We start from the raw sequence: 26,630 nt of genomic DNA on the forward strand, positions 1-26,630 counted from the left end.
ATTAAAAATGAAATTAACAAAGATTTTTGCGACAACTGCAGCATTAGGCCTATTTACTCTTGCCAGCTGTGGTGCTGAAAGCTTAGGTGGTATGAGCTATAAGGAGTATATGGATGCAGAACTTCAGGCAGAAGTTAAGATTGACGCTTATATCCAGGATAGATGTACTTGGTATAATGGTGCAGCATCCTTCTATTTACAGGATGAAGAAGGCGGATATTATGTTTATAATCTAAAGTGTAGTAGAGATGATTATGATAATAAACTTTCTGTTGGTAAGTTCATCTCTGTTACAGGATCAAAAGCTGAATGGCGTGGAGAAGTTGAGATTAATGGAGATGTTGCAACAGAAAACCAGGGCTTTACAGTTGGATCTTCTAGCAAGATTTATAAGGCAACACAGGTTGCAAACATTGCTAAGGATACATTAGATCAGCATAAGAATACTAAGGTTATGGTTACAGATTTAACTGTAACTAAAGCACCTTATACAAGTTTTGATGACTTCTCATTATCTCCAAATTCTGGTGTTGATGTTTATTTTGCAGTAAAGGATTCTAATGATAATGAATTAACATTTGTAGTTGAAGCTTATTTAGAGTCTACACAATTTGGTAGCCCAACTTATACAACAGTTACATCTTTAGCTTTAGGCGATAAGATTAATCTCGAAGGATTTGTTTATTATTGGGATGTTCCACAGCTTCAAGTAACTAAGGTTGTAAAAGCTGATAATTAATTATAATTAGGAAGGAATTTTTTTCCTTCCTTTTTTCTTGCTCACATTTTGCAACACTCGTTTTATATACTATAGGTGCATTAGATAGATGCAAGATAAAAATAGAAATGAGGTTATGAATATGAGATGGTTTATGAGATTTAGCATATTTAAAAGGAATAATAGAGAAGGCTATCGTAAGAGCCTATATAGTGGATCTAGTCGAATACGAGAGTCTTATTAAGGAATAATAAAATAAATACCACCTTACTGTTTCTAAGGATGGGTATTATAAAGAGGGTGAAATATGAAGGATAAGAAAAGGAATAAATCATAGGAAATAAAAATGGTTCAATAGATATGGGTAAGAAAGTCTTAGGACTTACGCTTTTGTATTAAGCGATAATTAGGTGCTTATATCCATATCGTTAAGGGGTATATATAAAAAGAAAGAGGGAATCTTTATAGGTAAAGCCAAGGAAAGAAATAAATAAGATTAATGTATAAGTGATTGGGAACCGGCAAAAAAATGTATAAAAATAAGTTAATCGCATAAATAGTTAAAAAAGAAATCCAGCAAGCAGCTGGATTCTTTTTTACGCTATAAATTTTTCTATTTTTCTATCTTTTTCAATCTGACGATTGATTACTTCATTAAACATATCAAAGTCATCTTCTTGATAAATATTGTATTCTAACGCAATTTCATAGAAGATTTCTTCAACAGTATGAACCTCCATATTATTTGAAATAAAGATGTCATCTGTAATATCGTTTAATAAAGCGAAATATTCATCTGGAGCATTTTCTTTTCTTTCTAGATATTGATTCACCTTTTCATCTAAATCAGTAAGCTTTTTTAATTCTTTTTTAACATTATCATCAGAAGAAGAAGTGATTTCACTTTCAAAGTCATTGATGTAAAGAAGAAGATTAATCGTTTGGGAACATTTTTCCATTTCATTAATATCTCCCTTGAAATCACTTTGTAATATGTTATCAATCATCATAAATGAATCATAAACATAATCAAAGCCTGTAGAAAAGATAACCTCCTCATCCTCAGATAGCTTTTTGCCCTTTTCATGTTGTAAATATAAATAATCTACTACCGCAAGGACACATGCGAATCTTTGGATGGATTTACTTTTATTTTTTACTAATGTTTGAATAAGAGTGCTATTTTCTTTTTTCCAAGAAGCATAGTCCTCATAAATTGTCATAACGTCTTCCATTATCTTGTCTTCATCTGAGGGAATAGGATAACATCACGAATAGTAGTAGATTCAGTTAAGAAAATAACTAAACGGTCTACACCAATACCAATACCACCTGCAGGAGGCATACCATATTCTAGAGACTCTAAGAAGTCAACATCCATACCATTAGCTTCGTCGTTACCTAATTCCTTTTCCTTCATTTGTTCTTCAAATCTTTCTCTTTGATCAATTGGGTCATTTAATTCTGTATATGCATTAGAGAATTCATGTCCACCAATGAATAGCTCAAATCTTTGAACAAATCTTGGGTCCTCTGGATCCTTCTTTGTTAATGGAGAAATTTCAATTGGGTGACCCATTAAGAATGTAGGCTGGATTAATGTTTCTTCACAGAATTCCTCAAAGAAGGCATTAATGATATGGCCAACTGTGAAGTGTGGCTCAACAGGTACATTATGCTCCTTAGCTAAAGCCTTAGCTTCTTCTAAGGTATAATTATTTGCCTTGAAATCTACACCAGTCTTTTCCTTGATTAATTCGCACATTGTAACTCTTCTAAATGGTTTAGAAATATCAATTAAATCTCCTTCTGGATTGAAAGGATTCTTAAACTGCTCTTTTCCAATAACCTTATTTGCAGCAAAACGAATTACACCTTCGTTTAAATTCATCATGCTAGATAAATCACCATATGCTTCATATAATTCAACAGTAGTGAATTCTGGGTTATGAGTCTTATCCATACCCTCATTACGGAAGATACGACCAATTTCATAAACTCTTTCAAGACCACCAACAAGTAATCTTTTTAGGTGTAATTCTGTTGCGATTCTTAAATAGAAATCAGAATCAAGTGCATTATGATGAGTAATGAACGGTCTTGCAGAAGCGCCACCCTGGATGTTTTGTAATACTGGAGTTTCAACCTCGATGAATCCTGCATTATCGAAATATTCCTGCATAGCACGAATAATTCTAGGTCTTAGAATTGCAACTCTTTTTGCATCCTCATTCATGATTAAATCAACATATCTACGTCTATATCTTTCCTCAACATCTGTTAAGCCATGGAACTTTTCAGGAAGAGGTCTTAAAGCCTTAACAAGGTGAGTATATTCTTCACACTTAACTGTAACCTCACCAGTCTGAGTCTTCATTACAGTACCCTTAACACCAACGATATCTCCGATATCTGCCATCTTGAATAAGTCATATTGTTCCTCTCCAACAACATCCTTACGGATATATACTTGGATTTTTCCTTCCTTATCCTGAATAGCGAAGAAGGATGCCTTACCCATCTTACGGATAAACATAATACGTCCTGCAATTTGAACAGAAACATTCATTTCCTCTAACTGCTCATGTGTATACTCCTGATATTTTGTTTTTATATCGCTACTTTTATCTTTCTGGTTATAAGCCTGTCCAAATGGATCAAGACCTAGCTCTCTATATTTTTCTAATTTGTTTCTTCTAACAATTTCCTGTTCGGATAAATTTAAATCTGCCATATAAACCTCCATTAATTTAAATACTTTTAAATTATATCAAAGGCGGTGGTAAAAAACAAGTAGAGTTCACCTATGGTAAGCACTTGCAAAAGGAGATTTATTATCATTTTCTTTAAAAAAATGATATAATGGTCTTGTTCAAGGAATTAAACCTAAGAAATAAGGATGATGTTATCCCTTTGACATCATATAAGTTGGTGATAAAATGATTAAAATATACGGCAAAAATTGTGTTTATGAAGCCATTCGTAAAAAAGCAAGAATGGAAGTATTTATAGAAGATAACCAAGTAAAGAAGGATAAGAATATCCTCTCTTTATTAAACGATAAGGGTTATAAATATGAAGTATTAACAAAACGTGATATGGATAAGAAATTTGGAATGTCTCATCAAGGATATGGAGCATTAAGAGAAGATTATGAAATCTATGATGAGGAATTTTTAAATACATTTAAAAAGGAACAAGGTAGAGTTTTAATTTTAGATGGTATACAGGACCCACATAATTTAGGTGCTATATTAAGAAGTGTAGATGCCTTTGGCTTTGATTTAGTAATATTACCTAAAAACAGAAGTGTTATGGTAACTGAGGTTGTAGCCCATGTATCTACAGGAGCTATTGAATATACAAAGATTGTATATGTAAATTCTTTAAATAATGCAGTTTCCAAGCTAAAAGAAAATGGTTTTTGGATTTGTGGAACAGATGCTAAAGGTACTGTAAGAAGCCAAGATATTGATCCTAGTCTATCCTTAGCAGTAATTATTGGTTCTGAAGGATTTGGAATGTCAAAGACATTAGTTAAGCAATCCGATTATTTAATTACCATTCCAATGGTTGGTCACGTGAATTCATTAAACGCAAGTGTAAGTGCAGGTATAGTATTACATGATCTTTGTTTAACAAAGTAATGATGGATTTAAAATTATATAATGATTATGAAATTTTATATTTAATCAAAGAAGGAAATGAGGTTGCCCTATCTTTTATCTTTAAGAAGTATGAGCCATATATATGGAAGATTGCATCTGCTTATCATAGATACAATGATAAAAGAGAGGATTTAGTACAAGAAGGAAGAATTATTCTTTTCAATTGTATTAAAGCTTTTAATGAGGATTTAGGCATTTCCTTTTTTTCATTTTTTACTTTATGTATTAAAAGAGATTTTTTAAAAAGAGTTTCTAATGATTATTATAAAATAAATATTTATTTAAAAGAGGATATTATTGGGACCATGGATTATTCTAAAAATATCGTCTATACATCAGAAGCCTTACTTGAGGATTTAGAAGAAAAGGAAATGTATCAGTTTGTTATATTAGACGGTATGAGCTTACGTCTTTATGCAGAAAAAAAACACCTAGACTATCCTAAGGTGTATTACAAATATGGAATGTTAATTAAAAAATTAAAGAAATTATTATAATTTTTTGCCCTATAAAAAGCAAAAAAACAGGCTTGGCCTGTTAAATGCGCAATAATTTTTGAGCTTATGCTCTTTCAATGTTTCCCTTCTTTAAAGCTCTAGCAGAAATCTTAACCTTCTTAACATTTCCGTTCTCGTCTTTAATATGTACTGTCTGAAGGTTAGCCTTCCAAGTACGGCGAGTAGCGTTTAAAGCGTGAGATCTTTTGTTACCTGTAACAGTTGTCTTGCCTGTAACATAACATCTTGCCATAGTCTTTCCCTCCTTAGACTTAATTTAATCAGCCTTAATAATTTACCATATATATTATATGAATTCAAGTTTTTTTTGAAATTATTTAAAACTTATTTTTAAAATATATGGACAAATTGAAAATGTTTGCCCATTTTCTCATTTCATTGACAATAACGACAAAAAGTGCTATAAATGTTAGTACTGATAGTATGTACATTCTTTGGTAGTTTTGGGATTGTAAATATCAGAATAAAAATTGAAAGGATGATAAAGACTACTGAATATTTTTCGTGATTTTAGTAAAAATCACAAATATTAAATAAGAAGGAAACGCAGAAATTTTCTGCTAGAATATATAGTTATAATATAGGAGGAAAAACATGAGTGTTAAAGAAATAGATGTTGATCTGTTTAAGAAAATGGTGATTAACGGAGCAATTAATCTTAAAAACAATCATGCTGAGGTTGACGCATTAAACGTATTCCCAGTACCAGATGGAGATACAGGAACAAATATGTCTATGACAATCACTTCTGGTGTTAGAGAATTAGAAAACTGTGAGTCAAGCTCAATCATTGAAAACGCAAAGGTATTATCTCGTGGTGCATTAATGGGAGCTAGAGGTAATTCAGGAGTTATTTTATCCCAGTTCTTTAGAGGTATTTATGTTGGACTTAAGGAAATTCAGCATAACTATTTAACAATCGAAGATTTTATGAATTGTTTACTTTCTGGTAGAAAGATTGCCTATAAGGCAGTTATGGCTCCAGTTGAAGGTACAATTCTTACTGTAGTAAGAGAGGCAGCTGAAAATACAGAATCTCATCTACAAGAGTTTGATACAATTGATGCATTATTAGAGTTCTATTATAATGAGGCTGAAAAGACTTTAGCTAATACACCTGAGCTATTACCAGTATTAAAGGAAGCTGGAGTAGTAGACTCTGGTGGAGCTGGCTTCTGTAAAATTATTGAAGGTATGCTAATGGCATTAAAGGGTGAAATCCTTGAAGCTCATGAAGCAAAGCCACAGGATGAGGATAGCCAGGATGCATCTCAAGAAATTAAGTTTGCATACTGCACTGAATTCATTTTAGAATTAAGAAAGCCTGAAACATTTGAAGAAAGAGAGCTTACAGCTACATTATCCTTACTTGGTGATTCTTTAGTTGTAGTTAGAGATGGCAAGGAAATTAAGGTTCATATCCATACAAACCGTCCTGGCCGTGTACTTGAAATCGCTCAGAAGTCTGGTGAGTTCCAGACATTAAAAATTGAAAACATGCATTTACAGCATTCTCATTTAGAGGATGGTGCTAAGAATGGCAACCAGCCAAAGAATAATGATGCTCCAAAGGCAAATGAGCCAAAGAAGGAATTTGCATTAATTGCTGTATGCTTCGGTGAAGGTATCGTAAATACATTTAAGGAATTAGGTGTAGATTATGTTATCGAAGGTGGTCAGACAATGAACCCATCTACAGAGGCATTCGTTTCTGCAATTAAGGCTGTAAACGCAAAGAATGTTATCATTATTCCTAATAATGGTAATGTAGTTATGGCTGCTAAGCAGGCTGCATCCATGGTTAGAGGATCTAAAGTAGAAGTAATCCTTGCAAAAACTATTGCACAGGGCTACGCTTCTTTAATCAACTATAACCCAGAGGCTTCCATGGAAGAAAACCTTGCAGCAATGGGTGAATCTATCGCTCATGTTAAGTCTGGTGAGGTTACATACTCTGTACGTGATACTGAAATCAATGGTGTAAAGATTGTTGCTGGCGATTATATGGGTATTGCCGATGGTGAAATCATCGTATCTGTTAAGGAAGAAAAGGATGCTGTTAAGGGCTTACTTGAAAAGATGATTGATGATGAATCTGAAATTGCTACTTTCTTCTGTGGTAAGGATGTAACTGAAGAAGAAAAGGCACTAGTAGAAGAAATGTGTCTTGCTATTAACAAAAACCTTGATGTTGAAATCATCGATGGTAATCAAGATATTTATTCTTACATTATTGCAGTTGAATAAGACGAATGAATGGGGCATTTTAAATGCCCCTTTTATTATGCTTTGGATAGAAATTTGACAATTTCTAATGAATTTTATAAAATCTTTAATGTTTAGGGAGAGAGTATTATGAAAACGAAATATCCAATTATATTGGTTCATGGTATAGCGATTAAAGATTTATTTTTTATAAAATCCTTTGGTAAGATAGATAGGCATCTAAAAGATGAAGGCTATAAGGTATATAAGAGTAATATCGATGGATTTGGGACTATTGAAAATAATGCCGCTATCTTAAAAGAGGAAATATTAAAAATATTAGAAGATGAAAAAACGACTAAGGTCAATATTATCGCACACTCTAAGGGAGGATTAGATGCGAAATATATGATTGAGAAGCTCGGTATGGAGGATTATGTACAAAGCTTAACTACATTATGTACTCCTCATAAGGGAAGCCCTATTGCCTCAAGTATCTTAAAATTACCAAAATGGATGTTAAAAATAATCGCATTTTGGATTAATTTTTGGTATAGAATTTTTGGGGATAAAAAGCCAGATTCCTTAACGGTTTGCAAGGAGCTTGCTTTAGTCGATGATATTGAAAAGGAAACCTTCAAGATATCCAAAAGAATTTATTGCCAAAGCTATTCTACTAAAATGGATAAGGCCAAGGATGATTTTATTATGGGAATACCACTTGTATTCTTCCACCATTTTTCTAAGGACACAGAAACGGATGGCTTAGTTGGAATTGATTCCACTAAATTTGGGGAATACAAGGGATGTGCATTTGAAGAATCTATATCTCATTCTGAGATTATTGATTTTTTTGTAACTAAAAAGAAAAGAGAAAGAATTTATAAATTCTATAGTTCAGTCTGTGCTGATTTATCCAAAAGAGGATTTTAAGGGGAGGCTATTATGGAAGGAACTACTTTTATATGTCCATCCTGTGGTGGAAAGCTTAGCTATGATGCTAAAGAAAAGAAGCTTTTATGTATAAATTGTAATAATACATACACTACAGTAGATTTAATGAAAATTGATAGAAGTATTGATGATATTGATGATGAATTAGAGGCTGATTACTTCAACAAGGAGGATAATACTATAGAATACACATGCTCTAGCTGTGGTGGAAGTATTATTGTTGAGGATTCTATCGCATCCTCAGCTTGCCCATTTTGTGGAAACAATGTCCTATTAAAGAATTCCTTAGTAGGAGCTTTTAGACCAAAATACATCGTTCCTTTTTCAAAGAAAAAAGAGGATGCAGAGGCTATTAAAAGGCATTATTTAAATAAGAATCCTTTTTTACCATTTGGATTTAAAAATGTAGTTAAAGAAAAAAGACCAAATGATATTTATATTCCTTTATATTCTTTAAGAGGAAAGGTTAGCTTTGATTTTTCTGTAATCCAATCACAAAATGCTTTTGTTAGCATAGTTGCTGCAGATAAAGAGGAAACCGATAGAACGATTATGATAACTCTATTTGGTAAAGTTTCCTTTAATCATTTTCCTATGCATGCCCTAAAGCATGACTATGATGATATTATTAAAGCGATTGGACCATTTGATTTAAAGGGAATCAAGCAATTTGATACACCATATTTGGCAGGTCACATGGCAAAAAGATTAGAGATTCCATTTAGAGATTTAAAGAACCATGCAACCCTCCAAATTGAATCCGATATTAGAGAATATTTCCAAAACCCTGAAACTCTAAGAAATTTATATATTGAAAGTGGAAAATTAAAGAGGGATTCTACAGAGGGTGAAGCCTTACATGCTACTAATTTTAATGTGATTAAAATGGAATCCTCCTATACATTCTATCCTATGTGGTTTATAGAGCCTACATTTAAGGATAAGAAGTATACGATTATCATAAATGATCAAAATGGTGCTATTTATGGTAATATTCCATTATCTAAATTAAAGGTATTTGGCTTTACTGTATTCTTCTTAGCTTTATTTGAACAAATATCCTATTGGCTAGTATTTTTAATGAATAAAAGCTGGTTGCCTTCTTTAATTATTTCTCTATGCATAAGTGCTTTATTAACTACTATAGTAATGGTATCCTTATATAAATCCAATTATTCCTATAAGAAGCGTATTGAGGATTATATTGTTCCAAATAGCTGTAGTTTAAGTAATATAAAGGAAGTTAATGAAAGAAAAAGTAAGGTTAGAAGCTTTGAAAATGAAATGGAAGAGCTTAGTGCTAAAATTAGAGAACAAAAGAAATATATCTCTACGGGTGTAGATATTAGAAGGGAACAGGAAAAATATCAGAACCTATTAATTCAATATCAAGGCTTAATTAATGTTTCTGAGCAATTCTATAAGAGAAGATATGAAGAAGAGATTCAAAAGGTAGATACCTATACTAAAGAAGACTTAGAAAATCTAATTACTGCAGTAATGTCTGAAAAAAGTGTTGCCGATGGTAGATTATTAGTTGGTAAGATTAATAAGCAATATCGTGATGTAATAATAAAGTATTGTGATAAAAGAATAGAATTATATCAAAATAGACTTAAGAAATTAGAGGAGTAATCCTCTTTTTTTCTTAAGTCTTTTCAAGTATAATAATTATAAATTATTATGGAGACTATTTATGGAACTTAAGGATATCAAGGGTGTAGGTAAGGCTACCTTAGAACAATTGAATAATGAAGGTATTACTACCATTGATGAGCTATTATTTACTTATCCAAATTCCTATGAAATTTATGAATTTGATAAGGAGAAAATATTTAGTGGAGATTATGTATGTATAAATGCTATATGTGATACAAAGCCTGCATTTATAAAATATAGATCTAATGTTTATTCTGTAATATTTTATGTATTAGTTGATGGTATAAGAGTAAAATGTATTTTCTTTTCTTCAGATTATTTAAGATATAAGCTATTTAAGGGAGTGTCTTGTATTTTATATGGTAGATATAAAAAGGAAGAAAAGGAGTTCTATATTAAAAGAGTATTTTTTGATGATTTTGAAAAGAAAATTAATGTTTCTTATAAATATAAAAATATAAAGGCATATCAAATTCAAAAAATTGTATCGAATATCTATGATTTAGGCTATAGGGTAGGAGAAACTATTCCAAAGGAATTACTGACAAAATATAAGCTATATTCTATGAATGAGCTTGTATATAAATCTCATTTACCTATAGATAAAATGGATATTATTCAAATAAATAGAAGAAGAAAATATGAGGAATTCTTTTGGTATGCAATGTCTTTTAATATTTTAAGAAATATGAGAAGCAAAAGTGAAAAGCCAATGCGTCATATGGATGAAGAATTTATGAAATTCTTTATTAATGGATTATCATTTAAGCTTACCGATGGACAAAAGAGTGCTATTAAGGATGTCACAAGAGATATCTTAGGAAAATATCCAATGAACCGTTTAGTTCAAGGAGATGTTGGTTGTGGAAAAAGCATTGTATCTATATTTGCAATACTTGCCCTAGTTACATCAAATTATCAGGCAGCATTAATGCTTCCAACAGAAATACTGGCTAACCAGCAATATGAATTAATTAAAGAGCATTTTAATAAATTCGGTATTAAGGTTCGCTTATTAACCTCATCTGTCAAGAAAAAGGAAAGAACTGAAATATTAGAGGGCTTAGAGGATGGGTCTATCCAAGTATTAGTTGGTACACATTCTTTAATTCAAGCTGATGTTAAATTTAAAAGACTTGGTATTGCAGTAATTGATGAGCAGCATAAATTTGGTGTAAATCAAAGAAAGGCATTGATTGAAAAATATCCAAATACGGATGCCTTATATTTAACTGCAACACCAATCCCAAGAACCCTAGGCTTAACCTTCTTTGGAGATTTAGATATATCCTCGATTAAGGATATGCCAAAGGGAAGAATGCCTGTAGATACTAAGATTATTTCTTATACAAAATTAAAAAGCCTAATGCATTTTATTGAAGGAAAGATTAGTCTTGGGGAGCAGGCTTATGTTGTTGTACCATTAGTTATAGAAAATGAGGACTATGATGCAATACCAATTGATGAGGCAGAGCGCATTTTTAAAGAGGAATTACCAAATATAGAAATTAAATCTATCCATGGAAAGATGGCTATAGATAAAAAGAATATGATTATGGAATCCTTTAGAAATGGTGAAACTAAGATATTAATATCTACAACCGTAATTGAGGTTGGAGTAAATGTACCAAACGCCACTATGATGGTAATCTTAGACGCAGATAGATTTGGTCTTGCTCAAATTCATCAGCTAAGAGGTAGAGTAGGAAGAGGTAATAAGCAATCCTACTGTGCACTAGTTACTAAAAAACTAGACAACGAAAGGTTAAGAATATTAGAAAGTACGACGGATGGCTTTGGAATAGCAGAAGAGGATTTTAGATTAAGAGGTCCTGGTAATTATTTTGGGGAAGAGCAATCTGGCTTTTTGCAGCTAGAATATGCGGATTTTGAATCCGATTATAGGATTTGGGAGGCTGCAAAGAAGGATGCAGAGGAATACTATCCAAAATATTTAAGTGGAGAGGAAGCCTCAATTCGTTTTACAAATATGATAATTGAAAATGCCAAGAATGGCTTTAAAAGTAACTAGGCTTTTAGCACCATAAATGGTATAATATGGAAAAAGTGTATTTTGGAGGTCGCTATGATTAGAATTGCAGTAGACGCAAACGGCGGAGATAATGGAGTAAATACTACAGTTCCTGCAGCAATGATGGCTGTTAAGGAATTTGATGATATTGAAATTGTATTATTTGGTGATGAGGAAAAGATTAAGCCTTTATTAACAAATAGTGAAAGAATTTCTATTGTTCATACAAAAGAAACCTTATCTATGGGAGAAAAAGATCCTGTTCGTGCGGTAAGAAAGCAAAAGGAGGCTTCCTTAGTTAAGGCATTATATGCAGCGAAAAATGGAGAGGTAGATGCAGTTGTAACCAATGGTCCTACACAGTGTGTAGTTATGGGTGCTCATTTAATCATAAGAAGAATTAAGGAAATGGAAAGAGTTGCCCTATGCCCTATTATTCCTAATTTTGATGGTCATCCAAGATTATTACTTGATGTTGGCGCAAATGTAGAATTAAAAGCAAATCATTATGCTGAATTCGCAATTTTCGCAACCGTTACAGCAAAAGAAATTTTAGGTATTAAAAATCCTACAGTAGGATTATTAAATATTGGTTCAGAACCAGGTAAGGGTAGAGAAATAGATAAAGAGGCATATGAATTATTAGAGTCCTTAGAGGGTATTAATTTTAAGGGTAATGTAGAACCGGATAAATTAATTGATTGCCCTACAGATATTGTTGTTTCTGATGGATATTGTGGAAATATTGCCCTAAAGAGCTTTGAAGGTACTGCAAAGGGTATGGGTAGAATGCTAAAGCAGGAAATTAAAGCATCCTTAGGTGGCAAGATTGGATACTTATTCATGAGAAAGAATTTAAAAAGATTTGCCGGAAGAATGGATGCTTCTGAGGTTGGTGGAGCTATGATTTTAGGTATTGGTAAGCCTGTAGTTAAAGCTCATGGTAATGCAGATAGTAAAACATTCAAAAGCGCAATTCGCCAAGTAAGAAATATGGTTAAGGCCGATTTAATAAATAAAGTAGTAGAAGCACTACCAAAAAAGAGTGGTGAGGAAGTTGAATAATATTGAAGAATTTGAAGGCGTTATTGGCTATACCTTCAAAGATAAAAGCTTATTAGAAACAGCACTAACACATTCTTCTTATGCCAATGAGCATGGAAAGGAATGTAATGAAAGAATGGAATTCTTAGGAGATGCTGTTTTAGAGCTTGCAATGTCAAAATATTTATATGCAGTAATTTCCCTAGATGAGGGTGTATTAACTAAAACACGTGCTAAGGCAGTATGTGAGGGTGCACTTGATTATTATGCTGCAAAAATCAATTTACCAAAGTATTTATACTTAGGTAAGGGGGAAGAAATATCTGGAGGAAGATTCCGCCCTGCCATTATTGCAGATGCCATGGAGGCTGTACTAGGTGCAGTATTCTTAGATTCTGGGTTTGATGAGGCATATAAGATTGTTAAAACATTCTTTATTCCATATATTGATGAGGTAACTAAGCTTAAGGATTATAAGTCCTTGCTTCAAGAAAAGCTTCAAAGTGAAAAAAGAACGATTCGTTATGAAATCGTTAGGGATGAAGGTCCTGCAAATGATAAGGAATTTGAAGCTGTTGTTTATATGGATGAGATCCTTATGGGAAGAGGAATTGGTAAGACAAAGAAGGAAGCACAACAAAATGCTGCGAAAAATGCATTAGAAAAGGAAGCTAAGATATGATAAAAAAATTATATGAATCTGGATGCTTCAAATATGAAAAATTCATTCTTGTTCATCAAAAGGAATTATTATTATCTCCAGTGGCATGTGTTGTATTAATTCAAATGCTAAAGGAATATGAAACAAATAAATTCTTTTCTGTTGCTTCCCTAAAGGAAAGAATGATGATTACTGATTCTGATTTTGATGAGGCAGTAACTAATCTACTTGAAAGAGAATTCTATTCCATTTATATTCAATATGAGGATGGTATAGGTAGAGAAGCAGTATCCCTTGATGGATTTTTTGATCGAGTAAAGGATATTTTATCTGGAGTTAATTCTAAGGATTTTGAAAATGATTTTTTCCATGTTACTCAGCTTATTCAAAAGGAAATTGGCAGAGTATTAACTGCAGACGAGCTTGAAATTGTATCTAGCTTAATTACAGAAGATAGAGTAACCGTTTCTGATATGGAAGAAGCATTAGAATATATGAAGTCTCATTACAAGGTTTTAAATGTTAAAAACCTTGTCACTAGCTTAAATCGTTTTAGAGGAGAAGCTCGTGAGGTAGAGGCTGTACCAGACTTTGTTAAGGATTTCTTGGATAATATCAAATAATGAATAAAGAAAAATCAAAAGAAATAGTAGATATTTTAAAGGAGATTATTACAAATCCAGCTCCTGAGCTTGATTTTAAAAATCCTTTTGAATTAATCATAGCTGTTGTATTAAGTGCTCAAACAACAGATAAAAGAGTAAATATAGTTACGAAAGAATTATTTTTAAAATATCCTGATGCGAAAAGCTTAAGTATGGCAGATTATGATACCATTTATAATATTATTACGCCACTTGGCTTAGCTAAAACGAAGGCTAAAAATATTATTGCTTTAGCCAAGACCTTAGATGAAAAATATTTAGGAATCGTTCCTAATGATTTTGAATCCTTAGTAGAATTACCTGGAGTAGGAAGAAAAACAGCTAGCGTTGTATTAGCCGTAGGCTTTAATATTCCTGCAATGCCTGTAGATACTCACTTATATCGTATGGCTAAAAGATTAGGGTATATTAAAGAAGATGAGGATATTCTTAAAGCAGAAGAAGTTTATAAAAAATATATCCCTAAAAATGAATGGGCCAATGCTCATCACTTATTCTTACTCTTTGGAAGATATCACTGCACAGCAAAGAATCCTCTTTGCAAAGATTGTAAACTTAAGATTTATTGTAAGTACAAAGGGTAACTTTGTACTTTTTAATTTTCGGAGGTTAGATGATATTCGTTGGCTTTTCTCCACTGTATTCACTTGATGAAAATTTAATACTTTATGAAAAATTAAAAGATAGTATGATTCCATGGAGCTTATTTCAATTAATTGATAAGAACTCAATTTTAACAAGAAATGGAACAAGAAATAAAACCTATTTACGAAAGGGTGGTAAAAAGCATATTCGGATTCAAAGAATGGTATTAAACCATAGGAATTATTTCGATTTGTTTCCAACGTTTTTAATTCCAAATTCAACATTACTTACCTATGATATGGGAATATATGAAAAAGAAGAATATATCATAGAAAAAAAGAGGAGAAATTCTAGCTTTGAAAAATGGCTAATGGAACAAGATTTAGATAAGGATATCTTTTCAAAATTAATAGAAATTGGTTCAAAGGATAATGCTATTTTTTATAAAACTAAGGATAAATATTACTCCTATAAGGAATGGATAAGTACTAAAAAAGAAAAGAAAAAGGTATTTTTTTATCTTATCTATTATGAAAAATAGGAAAATAAATTCATCAGCATACTCATCATTTTCATAAAAAGGTTATTTTCATATAATATTTTCGAAAAGGAACCCTCGTTTGCATAGTAAAAAGGGAAAAACAAGGAGGTTTTAAAGCATTCTTGAAACATTTCTTTTCAGTTTCAATTTTGCTCAAAAAGAACATATAATGAATGTAGGGCCCTTTTTAGAAAGGATAATTGAAAATGAGTGTTATGTTAGACATTTTGTCACAAAGAAAAATTGAGGGAGCTATACATGCATCAAATCAAGAAATCATTGGTATTGAAATAAGAAGAAAGCGTATTGAGCTTTCTTATACCTTAAGCGGGCTATGCTTTGACATATGCTCACCATCTTATTTATGTAAAATTGAGAGGAATCAAATACAAGCCAATAATTACATATTACAAGAGATTTGTACTCGCGTTGCAATTACAGTAGAACAACAGGAGCTTCTATTTCATTCCTACGAAGTATTATTACAATCGATCGAAGCCTATTTAAAGGATGATATGGATACCATATTAAAAATCGTTAAGCAGGGAGAAGGCTTTGAAAACTATAGATATAGAATTATCCAATTAATGAAGTATATCAGAGAGGATGATCTATATTTAGCTAAAAAGACATGCAATGAACTTTTAAAATTATTATCTACTATGCAGGATTTAGATATGGTAGTTTTTTCTATATTCACTGCAATCTTAGAATATAAAGAAAAGAATTATTTAGAGGCTATAGCTATTTTAAATAAGCTAGATGGAATCAATATGGATTTATCTCTATCTATTTTATATTCTAAGTATTTATTCTTAACTTCAGCTATTTTACTTCGTGGAGATACATTAATTTATTACACAGACATCAAAGAAAAGCTTGTGAAGGCTGGATATTATTTAAATTTAGAAGAAATGGATTATGCGTTAGCTATTTATGCACTTAAAGTAAAATCTACATATTTATTTGATTATTCCACAAAGCTAATTCATAATGAGGTTTACTTAAATTCTTTAAAATTCATTCAAGGCTATCAAAATAAAGATATGGATTTAATAAATACATATAAAGATAAACCATTAAATGATTTTTGTAAGCTTTTATTTGAAATATTAGAAGGTAATGAAGCTAAAATTGAAATGATTATGCATTTAACCTCTAGTCGTGATGATTTTGATTTTAGTGCGAATTTATTAAAATATTTAGCATTATCAGATACGGAAGAAAAAAGAAGGTTTATTTTAAATTCTTGTGAATATTATAAAAAAGCCAAGGATATGTATGTTGCTAATTATTTTATGATGGAATTATTAAGAATCAATCAAGAAAAGCCTAAAAATAAAGAAACTGTTGCCACCTTATATGATTATTTTATAAAAAATGAAAATAAGTAAAATAATACTATTCTTTCAGCTTTTAGCTATATTCCTTTTTCTCCCTTTTACGGTATTCGCTGCAAGCTGGAAATTTATGTGGGTAAACACAACAGTAAATGTTCCTGTAGGGGCATCTATTGAGGATTATAAAAATATTCCTAAGGCATATTTATATAAGAATGATGTTTGCTTAACAGATTCTACTATAACCTATAACACAGAAGGAGATTGGCTTTATTATTTTAAGGATATTGATACATATACTGTAGGTCAATATCATGTTTGGTATAAGGCATATGATGCTAAATATTCTCCTGGTACATGTACTGGGTATAAGGCATTAGTCACATTTAATGTTGTAGATAAAAAACCTCCAGAGATTAAAATTAATCAAAACTATTTTTATATCAAAAGAGGTAATGATTTTGATTTATCTAAAAATTATAATGTGAAGGATAATTATAAGCTGGAACCTGTAGAGGTATTGCATGAAATCAATAATAAAAAAACAGGAACCTATTTAGTTTCTGTAATTGCGAAGGATTCCAGTGGTAATCAAGCAATATCTAAGTTTAATGCGGTTGTATATGAAAATGAATCTCCAGTAATATCTTGTGATGCACCTGGAGATATCATCCAAATTCCATTAAATAAGGAAGTAGATATAAGCTCTCATTTTACTGCAGTAGATTCTTATGAAGGAGATATTTCAGATAGAATTGAATATCCAATAATAAAGAATGATACTGTTTCGGAATACCCCTATACAGTGACAGTAAAAAATGAAGCCAATCTATCTAGTACTTATAAAGTAACTATTAAGGTAATAGATGATGTAGAGCCAACCTTAGAATTATCTTGCCATAATTTGGTATTAGATTATAGCTTAGATTTTTATTTGATTGATTATAGAAGATATATCAAAAGAATAAGTGATAATCTACCAATTAATTATGATAATTTAATTATTACTCATGATTTAGAAAATAGAGTAGGATCTTATACCATATGGTATAGCTACAGTGATGGAATATTTACTGTTTCAGATTCTATTGAGGTATCTTTAGTCTCTTATGATAAACCAGAAGTATATGTGGACGATATAGAATTAACTGTAGATAATCCAATTGATTTATATGATTTTGTTTCAGTATATGATAAATCAGATATGAATGTTTCATCTACTATAGAAATATATGATGAGAATGTGGATTATACAAAGGCTGGTACTTATTATGCTGAAGTCTATTGTATTAATTCTTCTGGATTATCTACTACCAAAAGATTTAAGGTTATTGTTAAAGAAGAGGCAGTAGAAAGTGAATCTTTTAATTATTACTTTTTAGGGTTAATTTTAGCTTTTGTATTAATTTTTGGACTTCTTATATTTATTGTCCTTTATATCGTTTTAAATAAAAGAAAACTCAAGAAATCTATGTAATTAGATTCGGCTCACATGAGTCGAATCTTTTTCCAATATTTGAGTGAATTTATGAATACTTTGCTATATAATGAAAGAAGGTGGTACTATGAAAGGATTCTTATATGGACAAACTGAATATAATATCTTAAAGAATTCAGCAAGGCTTAAGGATTATTTATCTATGGCTAAAACCAATGGCTTTGATTTCCTTTCTTTAACAGATTCATCAATGTATGCTTGTTATAAGTTCTATATGGGATGTCAAGAGATGGGTATAAAGCCCATTATAGGATTAGAATACCAAATGCTAGATGAGGATAATTTCTATTCGAAATGCTTATTATATGCAAAGAATAATGAAGGATATAAGGAATTATCTAGGATTTCTTCTTTAGTTAAGCTTAAGAATATTAATTCCTTTTTAGATATAAAAGATTATAAAAATATTTATTTTGTTTTCCCTTTCTTTGAATCTATTTTAGAAAGATTATTTAAACAAAAGAACAATGATTCTAATGCTTTAAATATATTAAATGAATATCTAGATAAGATTAATAAAATTGGTGGTTATATTGGTTTATCTTATACAAATAAATTAGAATCCATTCCTCTTGTAAGAGAATTTAGTGAATATATAAGTAAGTTTAATGTTAAGACTCTTCCCCTTCATCAAATGAAATATATAAAGCCTGAGGATTCTATTGTTTATGAATGCTTAACTAAAATTGATGGTAAGCCAGAGAAAATATCTGAATTTGATGATTATTCCTTTTTGACAAATCCAAAGGAAGATAATAATTTAAATGATTTTATTAATTCCATAAATTTGAATCTATTTCAAAACAAAATAGCATTACCTCATTATCCAAATACTAAGGGAAAGAGTGCTTATGAATACTTAGGCATTTTATGCCATAAGGGATTAGAAAAAAGAGGTTTTTATTTTGAGCCTTATCTTTCTAGATTAAAATATGAATTATCCATCATTCATAAAATGGGATATGATGATTATTTTTTAATTGTTTGGGATTTTATTTGTTATTCAAAAAAGAATCATATTTTAGTTGGCCCAGGAAGAGGTAGTGCCGTTGGATCTTTAGTTGCATATACCTTGGGCATTACTGAAATTAATCCATTAGAATATGATTTATTATTTGAAAGATTCTTAAACCCAGAAAGAGTTACTATGCCAGATATCGATACCGATTTCCCAGATAAGGATAGGGATAAGGTATTAAATTATGTTAAGGAATTCTATGGAGAAAAACATGTATGTAGTATCACTACCTTTGGTACATTCCAAGTAAAATCTTCTGTAAATGAGCTTGCTAAAATCTTTGGAATTGATAATGAAAGAATTAAAAAGATTTTAGATATGATTCAAGAAAGAGGCTATGATAGTTTACTTGAAGCTTATAAGGGTGATGAATTATATGACTTTTTATATTGTGCAAAGAACTTAGAGAATTTGCCAAAGCATATTGGAACACATGCTTCTGGAATTATTTTTTCAGAAGATAATCTAGAAGATATAGTTCCTTTATCTTATGGAGCTGGAGATTTATACCAATCTCAATTTGAAGCAGAGGACTTGGAAAGTATTGGCTTATTAAAAATGGATTTTCTAGTTGTATCCCATCTATCTTTAATTGATCAAATGATTCATGATATTAAAGATTACAGTATAGATCAATTTAGAAAGATTCCATTAGATGATAAAGAAGTATTTAAGCTATTAAGAGCAGGAGATACCTTAGGTATTTTCCAAATGGAAAGACAGGGATTCAGAAATGCATTAAAGGAGGTATTACCAACCTCATTTAATGATATAGTAGCCCTAAATGCATTATATAGACCGGGACCTATGCAATCTATTCCAGAATATGCCAAAAGAAAGCATGGCGAAAAATTTGAATATTTACATAAGAATTTAGAACCTATATTAAAAGAAACCTATGGTGTTATTGTATACCAAGAGCAAATCATGAAAATTGGTCAAAAATTTGCGAGCTATTCTTTGGCTGAGGCAGATATCTTAAGAAGAGCTGTAGCTAAGAAAAAGGCAGATGTATTAAAACAAATGAGCTCAGATTTTATTTTAAGAGCTATGAAGAATGGCTATTCTAAAGATATTGCAGAAGAAATATTTGAACTGATTTATAGATTTTCAGATTATGGCTTTAATAAATCTCATTCCGTTGCTTATGCATTATTCGCATATAAGATGTTATATATAAAAGCTCATTATTTTAATGTGTTTATGTCGAACATAATGAATCATGCAATTTCAAATAAAACTACTTTAGTAAGCTATATATCCTATGCAAAATCTCATGGCTTGTTAACTCAAAAGCCAAATATTAATGTATCTAAGGATACGTTTGTATTCTTAGACAATTGGTTATATTTACCACTTAAAACAATTAAAGGCATTGGAGATAATATTGTTAATGATATTGTAAAAGAAAGAGATGCAAATGGTTTATTTAGAAGCTTTGAGGATTTTATAGATAGATGTCATCCAGATAAGAATGTACTTGAGGGATTAGTATTCTCAGGAGCCCTTGATATCTTTGGTAAAACAAAGAAGGAAATGATAGAAAGCCAGGATAAGCAGCAACAAATATATTTAAAATATATTAAGGGTGCTAAAACTAAAGAAGAATATGATTTTGATACATTAAAGGAAAAAGAATATCAATTCCTAGAAATGAATTTGGAATATAATTTATTTATTAATATTTCAGAATATTATCAAAAATATAAATGTATTCCATTATCTAAAATAGGCCAAAAGATATATGTAAATACTATAGCTTCCTTTAGTGATTTAAAAGAAATTAAAACAAAAAAGGGAGATTTAATGCTACTAGGTAGTATTGAAGATGATATTACAACTATAAGATTTACTATTTTTCCTAAAGCATATGAGACTATTCCTTATGGTGCTATAACTAAAAATAAATTATATGCAATGAGAGGCATATTAGAAACTGATAATAAAGGTGAACCTTCATTTTCTATATCTAAGCTTGCCCCTATAGAGTAAGAAGACTTTCTAATTATAAAAAGTTTTTCTTGTTTTATTTTTGAATTTCATTATAATACTTTCGGGAGGGTTAAATATGAAAGCTTTAAAAATCACTTATAAAATTCTTTTAATTCTATCTTTTTCTTTACTAGCATTTTCTATATTCTTGCATATTGTATGTTGGGCTTATGAAGAATTAGGCAGAGAATATGCAAGCCTAATTTTTGATTGGAGAATGAGACTTTATATCTTTGCAATCTTAGCATTATTCATTGGCTTTGGATTATGCTTTTTAAATAAAAAGCTTGCAAATGTATTAGGTTTATCTTTATTAGGTGCTAGTTTTTTAATATTCGTGATAGTTTATACTATAGGACATTATGCTGGATCTTATGGAAGCTTTGGTCCTTTTGACTCCAATGTATTAATTGGAGCTAATCTAGTAATTATATTACTAAATTTAATTGCAGTAGCTGTTTTATCTGGTGTTATCGAAAAGATAGCAAATAAGCCAGTTAAGGAAAATAAAGAAGATGCAGTAATGGGCCAATTATTAAAGTGGAAGCAATTACAAGAAAAGAACATCATTACAGAAGAAGAATTTGAAGAAAAGAAAAAAGAAATTTTAACTAAATTAGTTGAAGAATAATGAATGAAAACTCTTATTTGAAAAAAATAGGAGTTTTTTATTGACATAAATATTAATTTGGGTATAATAATAGTTGAACAGTTAATCAACTGTTTATATAAAAGGAGGGTCTATTATGACTAAAACATATAAAATTGAAGTAGATTGTGCAGCTTGTGCATTAAAGTGCCAGGAGGCTATTAAGAAGGTAGATGGAATTAAGGATTGCAATATCAATTTTATGACTTTAAAGATGACTATTGATGCAGAAGATCCAGACGCATTATTAAAGAAAGCATTAAAGGCTGCAAGAAAGGTTGAACCAGACTTTGAAATTGTTGAGTAATTTAGATAGTGGTGACACTATTTAATTTTTGAATAATGGTTGAATGGATGTTCAACTATTAGGGGGTGTTGTTATGAGTAGAAAGCAAAAGAGGATGTTAAGAAATATAATCATTGCTTTAAGTTTATTTTTAATTGTATTAATTTTAGATTTGGTATTAAAGAATGCTTATAAGGATACCTTCCCTTATGGAATTGCATCCTTTATTCCAAATGAGAATTATGGATGGCTATTACCGTTTGGATTATATTTCTTAATTTATATCTTTATTGGCCATAATGTGCTTAGAAAATCTGTGATAAATATAGCACATGGACAGGTATTTGATGAGAATTTCTTGATGGCTATTGCAACACTTGGTGCATTTTCTTTAGGGATTTATACAGGTATTACGGAGCATTCACCTGAAGGCTTTGATGAGGCTTGTGCTGTATTACTTTTTTATCAGGTTGGAGAATGGTTTCAAAGCTATGCTGCAGGAAAGAGTAGAAAAAGTATTACAGAATTAATGGATATAAGACCAGATTATGCAAATTTAGTAAATGGGGATTTAGTGGAAAAGGTTGATCCATTTATAGTTTCTTTAGGCTCTATTATTCAAGTAAAACCAGGCGAAAAGATTCCCCTAGATGGTGTTATAGTTTTGGGTGAATCTAGCCTAGATACAAAAGCTTTAACAGGAGAATCCTTACCACAGGATGTATCTATTGGAGATAATGTTATTAGTGGTACTGTAAATTTAACTTCAACGATTTGTATTAAAACCACAAAGGAATTTAGTGAATCCACAGTATCTAAAATATTGGATTTAGTGGAAAATGCATCCTCTAAGAAATCGAAAAGTGAAGCATTTATTTCCAAATTTGCAAAGTATTATACACCAATTGTAGTATTCTTAGCTTTAGCATTAGCTATTATTCCACCACTTATTTATACATTTATGGGCAATAATAATATGTGGACAACTTGGGTTTATAGAGCATTAAGCTTTTTAGTTGTATCTTGTCCTTGTGCATTAGTTATTTCTGTTCCTATGTCCTTTTTTGCAGGACTAGGTGGTGCAAGTAAGAATGGTATTTTAATTAAGGGCTCTATTCATTTAGAAAGATTTAATCAAGCAAATGTATTTGTTTTTGATAAAACAGGTACTTTAACTAAGGGTAATTTTAAAGTTGTAGAAGTAAATCCAATAGAGAAAAAGGATGAAATCTTAAAGCTTGCTAAAATAGCAGAGTATGATTCTATTCACCCAATTGCTAAATCCATTTTAGAAGAATGTAAAGAAGAAATCCCTTTGGGATATACGCTTGAAAATGTTTCTGGTAAGGGTATTATAGCGAAGAAGGATTTAGATATTATTCTTTGTGGAAATCATAAGCTTATGGATGAATATCATATTACATATCCTACTGTAGAAGCAATTGGAACTATTGTATATGTTGCAAGAAATATGGAATATGTTGGCTATATTGTAATTTCTGATGAAATTAAGCCAGAGGCTTATAAGATGGTTAAGTATTTAAATTCTATTGGTGCTAGAACTATTATGCTTACAGGAGATAATGAAAAAATAGCAACCCATGTTTCTAAATGCTTAGGCTTAAAGGAATTTAGGGCAAATCTTTTACCACAGGATAAGGTAGAAGAGGTAGATAAGATACTTGCAAGTAAAAAGGATAATGAATTATTATGCTTTGTTGGTGATGGTATTAATGATGCGCCTGTATTAATGAAGTCTGACATTGGTATTTCTATGGGCGGAGTTGGATCTGATGCAGCAATTGAGGCATCTGATATTGTTTTAATGCATGATGATTTATCTAGTATAGAGGTTGCTAAAAAGATTTCAAAGAAAACAATGAAGATTGTATTTGAAAATATTGTTTTTGCATTATTTGTTAAAATTGTAATTTTAGCATTATCTGCCTTAGGCATAACTAATATGTGGGTTGCTGTATTTGGAGATGTTGGAGTTGCTATTTTATGCATCCTAAATGCAATGAGAGCACGTGTTAAGGAGTACTCTAAGGAATGAGAGTTATACTCTCAAATGTAGTAAAAAGGTTACTTAAAAGGGGTTAAAGTATATATTTTATAGAAAGACGCTAATAAAAGGCGTCTTTTTTTATAAAAAAAGAAGAGATGAAAACGCTATAATGCACATCAAGGCCTAAAAACACTTTTTTCTTTTAAAATGTTTGTGATATAATATTTTTAGTAAATAGTCAAATTTATGGAGGATAATTGAATATGGCTAAAAAAATTGTTTCAGATTTAAATGTTAAAGGCAAGAAGGTTTTAATCCGTGTTGACTTTAATGTTCCAATGAAGGATGGAAAGGTTGCTGATGATACTCGTATCAAGGCTGCATTACCTACTATCCAGTATGTTATTGAGAATGGTGGTAGAGCTATCGTTTTCTCTCATTTAGGACGTGTTAAGAGTGCAGATGATATCAAGAAGAATGATATTACTCCTGTTGCAAAGCGTTTTGAGGAATTAATCGGTAAGCCTGTAAAATTTGTTAACGCTACTCGTGGTGCTGAGCTTGAGGCTGCAGCTGCTGCATTAAAGGATGGCGAAATCTTAATGTTCGCTAATACAAGAAATGAAGACTTCGATGTTGCACAGAACAAGGAAGTTAAGTTAGAGTCTAAGAACAACGCTGAATTAGGTGCTTATTGGGCATCTTTAGGTGATGTATTTGTTAACGATGCATTCGGTACTGCACACCGTGCTGCAGCATCTAATGTTGGTATTGCTTCTAACGTAAGCGAAACTGCATCTGGATTCTTACTAGCAAAGGAAATTAAGTTCATTGGTGGAGCTGTTGATGAGCCAGTTCGTCCATATGTTGCAATCTTAGGTGGTTCTAAGGTTTCTGATAAGATTGGTGTAATCAATGCATTATTAGACAAGGCTGATAAGGTTTTAGTTGGTGGTGCTATGATGTTCACATTCTTAAAGGCTGAAGGCTATGATGTTAAGGCTTCTCGTTGTGAGGATGAAGAATTTGTTAATTTAGCTAAGGAATTATTAGCTAAGGCAAATGGTAAGATTGTATTACCAGTTGATGCAGTTGTTAACAAGGCATTTGAGGATGTTCCTGGTACTGCTAAGGCTATCGATGCATTCGAAGATGGCGATATGGGCTTAGATATCGGACCTAAGACATTAGAATTATTTGCTAAGGAATTAGCTGGTGCTAAGACTGTTGTATGGAATGGACCTATGGGTGTATTCGAAATGAAGAACTACGCTGCTGGTACAGTAGGCGTTTGCGAATTATTAGCTAAGTTAACTGCTGAAGGCGCATCTACAATCATCGGTGGTGGTGATTCTGCTGCAGCTGCTGAACAGTTAGGCTATGCTTCTAAGGTATCTCACATCTCTACAGGTGGAGGAGCTTCCTTAGAGTACTTAGAGGGTAAGGTATTACCTGGTATTGCTTGCGTTGACGACAAGTAAGATTATTCGTATCAAATCTAAATTTTTCGGAGGATTGTAATATGCAAAAGATGATTGTTGTAAAAAGTACAGTGGGCTTACATGCAAGCCTTGCTGCAAAAATAGTAAAGGCTGCATCACAGTATTCTGTGGAGATCCTTTTGCATTACGACAATAAAACAATTGATGTTAAGTCTATTTTAGGTTTAATGTCTTTAGCCGTTCCAAGTGGTGAAAATGTTATTATTGAAGCTAACGGAGATCAGGCTGAAGCTGCAATTAATGAAATTGCTGCTATCTTAAGTTAAAATTTTAAAAAGAGGATAAAAAAATGAGAAAACCAATGCTTGCCGGAAACTGGAAGATGAACAAGACAAGAGATGAAGCTATCCAGTTTGTATTAGCAGTTGAAGGAAATCTTCCTGCTTCAATTGATTGCGTAGTTTGTGCTCCAGCAATCATTTTACGTGACATTGTTAAGAGAGCTGAGACTTTAAAGGTTGGCGCTCAGAACATGAACGAAAACGAAAGTGGTGCCTATACTGGTGAAATTTCTCCAGTTATGTTAAAGGACACTCAGGTTGAATATGTAATTTTAGGTCATTCTGAAAGAAGAGCTTATTACAATGAGACAAACGAAAAGATCAATGCTAAGATTAAGAAGGCATTAGAATTTGAATTAAAGCCAATCGTATGTGTTGGTGAAGTATTAGAAGAGCGTGAGACTGGTAAGACTTACGATGTATTAAAGGAGCAGGTTGTAAAGGCATTTGATGGCGTTACAATCAAGAATCCTGCTGATGTAATCATCGCTTATGAACCAGTTTGGGCTATCGGTACTGGTAAGACTGCAACTACAGAGGTTGCTGAGGATGCATGTAAGTTCATCCGTGGCGTATTAGCTGATATCTTTGGTAAGGCTGTTGCTGACGAATTAAGAATCCTTTATGGTGGATCTATGAAGCCATCTAATGTTGGTGAATTAATGAGTGAGCCAGATATCGATGGTGGTTTAGTTGGTGGAGCTTCATTAAAGGCTGATTCCTTCATTGAACTTTGCACAACTGCTGCTAAGGTTACTGCTTAATAATAGAAAAAGGAAATCCAGATGGGTTTCCTTTTTTTCTTG

24 protein-coding genes are annotated in these 26,630 nt (G+C 31.4%); 21 read left to right on the forward strand and 3 right to left on the reverse strand.

The genetic code is table 11. The annotated features are described in order from the left end of the window. The first annotated feature begins 7 nt into the window (after window positions 1-7). Entirely contained in the window at window positions 8-739 is a 732-nt protein-coding gene (locus tag EI71_RS02515; RefSeq protein WP_119015677.1) for a hypothetical protein, read from the forward strand. A 575-nt stretch (window positions 740-1,314) separates the two neighbouring features. Here the strand turns inward: EI71_RS02515 and EI71_RS02520 are convergent. Both EI71_RS02520 and lysS read right to left on the reverse strand, forming a co-directional pair. After that, the gene (locus EI71_RS02520) at window positions 1,315-1,953 is read right to left on the reverse strand and encodes a hypothetical protein (protein WP_119015678.1); all 639 of its coding nucleotides are present in this window, start codon (window positions 1,951-1,953) and stop codon (window positions 1,315-1,317) included. Further along, window positions 1,953-3,452 carry a lysine--tRNA ligase gene (gene lysS, locus EI71_RS02525; protein ID WP_119015679.1) on the reverse strand — a complete coding sequence of 500 codons (1,500 nt, stop codon included), beginning with the start codon at window positions 3,450-3,452 and terminating at the stop codon, window positions 1,953-1,955. The genes EI71_RS02520 and lysS overlap by 1 nt, the downstream gene beginning before the upstream one ends. Window positions 3,453-3,657: 205 nt before the next feature. Here lysS and rlmB point away from each other — a divergent pair, with 205 nt between their 5' ends. Together rlmB and EI71_RS02535 are read left to right on the forward strand one after the other, a co-directional pair. Beyond that, the gene (gene rlmB, locus EI71_RS02530; protein ID WP_119015680.1) at window positions 3,658-4,365 is read left to right on the forward strand and encodes a 23S rRNA (guanosine(2251)-2'-O)-methyltransferase RlmB; all 708 of its coding nucleotides are present in this window, start codon (window positions 3,658-3,660) and stop codon (window positions 4,363-4,365) included. Further along, window positions 4,365-4,883, forward strand: a complete 519-nt coding sequence (locus EI71_RS02535; protein WP_119015681.1) for a sigma factor — start codon at window positions 4,365-4,367, stop codon at window positions 4,881-4,883. The genes rlmB and EI71_RS02535 overlap by 1 nt, the downstream gene beginning before the upstream one ends. Before the next feature lie 64 nt (window positions 4,884-4,947). Here EI71_RS02535 and rpmB read toward each other — a convergent pair whose 3' ends face one another. Next, window positions 4,948-5,136 carry a 50S ribosomal protein L28 gene (gene rpmB, locus EI71_RS02540; RefSeq protein ID WP_119015682.1) on the reverse strand — a complete coding sequence of 63 codons (189 nt, stop codon included), beginning with the start codon at window positions 5,134-5,136 and terminating at the stop codon, window positions 4,948-4,950. 362 nt (window positions 5,137-5,498) lie between these two features. Here rpmB and EI71_RS02545 point away from each other — a divergent pair, with 362 nt between their 5' ends. The 18 genes from EI71_RS02545 to tpiA all read left to right on the forward strand — a co-directional run bounded on the left by EI71_RS02545 (window position 5,499) and on the right by tpiA (window position 26,588). Beyond that, window positions 5,499-7,151, forward strand: coding sequence for a DAK2 domain-containing protein (locus EI71_RS02545; RefSeq protein ID WP_119015683.1), 1,653 nt, complete (start codon window positions 5,499-5,501; stop codon window positions 7,149-7,151). 108 nt (window positions 7,152-7,259) lie between these two features. After that, window positions 7,260-8,042: an esterase/lipase family protein gene (locus EI71_RS02550; protein WP_119015684.1), complete on the forward strand. Its 783-nt coding sequence runs from the start codon at window positions 7,260-7,262 to the stop codon at window positions 8,040-8,042. Window positions 8,043-8,054: 12 nt separating this feature from the next. Continuing rightward, window positions 8,055-9,698, forward strand: a complete 1,644-nt coding sequence (locus tag EI71_RS02555) for a hypothetical protein (protein ID WP_119015685.1) — start codon at window positions 8,055-8,057, stop codon at window positions 9,696-9,698. Window positions 9,699-9,759: 61 nt separating this feature from the next. Then, a complete protein-coding gene (locus EI71_RS02560) occupies window positions 9,760-11,754 on the forward strand; it encodes an ATP-dependent DNA helicase RecG (RefSeq protein ID WP_119015686.1) in 1,995 nt (664 codons plus the stop codon). A 54-nt stretch (window positions 11,755-11,808) separates the two neighbouring features. Further along, window positions 11,809-12,819: a phosphate acyltransferase PlsX gene (gene plsX, locus EI71_RS02565; RefSeq protein ID WP_119015687.1), complete on the forward strand. Its 1,011-nt coding sequence runs from the start codon at window positions 11,809-11,811 to the stop codon at window positions 12,817-12,819. After that, window positions 12,803-13,480, forward strand: coding sequence for a ribonuclease III (gene rnc / locus EI71_RS02570; RefSeq protein WP_342769477.1), 678 nt, complete (start codon window positions 12,803-12,805; stop codon window positions 13,478-13,480). Before plsX ends, rnc begins: the two co-directional genes overlap by 17 nt. Further along, a complete protein-coding gene (locus EI71_RS02575) occupies window positions 13,477-14,082 on the forward strand; it encodes a hypothetical protein (protein ID WP_119015689.1) in 606 nt (201 codons plus the stop codon). Before rnc ends, EI71_RS02575 begins: the two co-directional genes overlap by 4 nt. Beyond that, a complete protein-coding gene (gene nth, locus EI71_RS02580) occupies window positions 14,082-14,708 on the forward strand; it encodes an endonuclease III (protein WP_211321012.1) in 627 nt (208 codons plus the stop codon). The genes EI71_RS02575 and nth overlap by 1 nt, the downstream gene beginning before the upstream one ends. A 29-nt stretch (window positions 14,709-14,737) precedes the next feature. Continuing rightward, window positions 14,738-15,250, forward strand: a complete 513-nt coding sequence (locus tag EI71_RS02585) for a hypothetical protein (RefSeq protein WP_119015691.1) — start codon at window positions 14,738-14,740, stop codon at window positions 15,248-15,250. A gap of 206 nt (window positions 15,251-15,456) precedes the next feature. Next, window positions 15,457-16,644, forward strand: a complete 1,188-nt coding sequence (locus EI71_RS02590) for a hypothetical protein (protein ID WP_119015692.1) — start codon at window positions 15,457-15,459, stop codon at window positions 16,642-16,644. A 76-nt stretch (window positions 16,645-16,720) separates the two neighbouring features. After that, entirely contained in the window at window positions 16,721-18,067 is a 1,347-nt protein-coding gene (locus EI71_RS02595) for a hypothetical protein (protein WP_119015693.1), read from the forward strand. Window positions 18,068-18,155: 88 nt separating this feature from the next. Continuing rightward, window positions 18,156-21,098, forward strand: a complete 2,943-nt coding sequence (dnaE, locus tag EI71_RS02600; protein ID WP_162849699.1) for a DNA polymerase III subunit alpha — start codon at window positions 18,156-18,158, stop codon at window positions 21,096-21,098. 76 nt (window positions 21,099-21,174) lie between these two features. Then, the gene (locus tag EI71_RS02605) at window positions 21,175-21,729 is read left to right on the forward strand and encodes a hypothetical protein (RefSeq protein ID WP_119015695.1); all 555 of its coding nucleotides are present in this window, start codon (window positions 21,175-21,177) and stop codon (window positions 21,727-21,729) included. Window positions 21,730-21,844: 115 nt separating this feature from the next. After that, window positions 21,845-22,054, forward strand: coding sequence for a cation transporter (locus EI71_RS02610; protein WP_119015696.1), 210 nt, complete (start codon window positions 21,845-21,847; stop codon window positions 22,052-22,054). Between the two features lie 73 nt (window positions 22,055-22,127). Continuing rightward, window positions 22,128-24,089 (forward strand): heavy metal translocating P-type ATPase, encoded by a 1,962-nt coding sequence (locus EI71_RS02615; RefSeq protein ID WP_162849700.1) that lies wholly within the window; start codon window positions 22,128-22,130, stop codon window positions 24,087-24,089. 215 nt (window positions 24,090-24,304) lie between these two features. Next, window positions 24,305-25,522, forward strand: coding sequence for a phosphoglycerate kinase (locus tag EI71_RS02620; RefSeq protein ID WP_119015698.1), 1,218 nt, complete (start codon window positions 24,305-24,307; stop codon window positions 25,520-25,522). A gap of 41 nt (window positions 25,523-25,563) precedes the next feature. After that, window positions 25,564-25,809, forward strand: a complete 246-nt coding sequence (locus EI71_RS02625; RefSeq protein ID WP_119015699.1) for an HPr family phosphocarrier protein — start codon at window positions 25,564-25,566, stop codon at window positions 25,807-25,809. 23 nt (window positions 25,810-25,832) lie between these two features. After that, window positions 25,833-26,588, forward strand: coding sequence for a triose-phosphate isomerase (gene tpiA / locus EI71_RS02630; protein ID WP_119015700.1), 756 nt, complete (start codon window positions 25,833-25,835; stop codon window positions 26,586-26,588). The last annotated feature ends 42 nt before the right edge of the window (window positions 26,589-26,630 follow it).

This window comes from Anaeroplasma bactoclasticum (genome assembly GCF_003550015.1).
GTDB lineage: Bacteria > Bacillota_I > Bacilli_A > Acholeplasmatales > Anaeroplasmataceae > Anaeroplasma > Anaeroplasma bactoclasticum.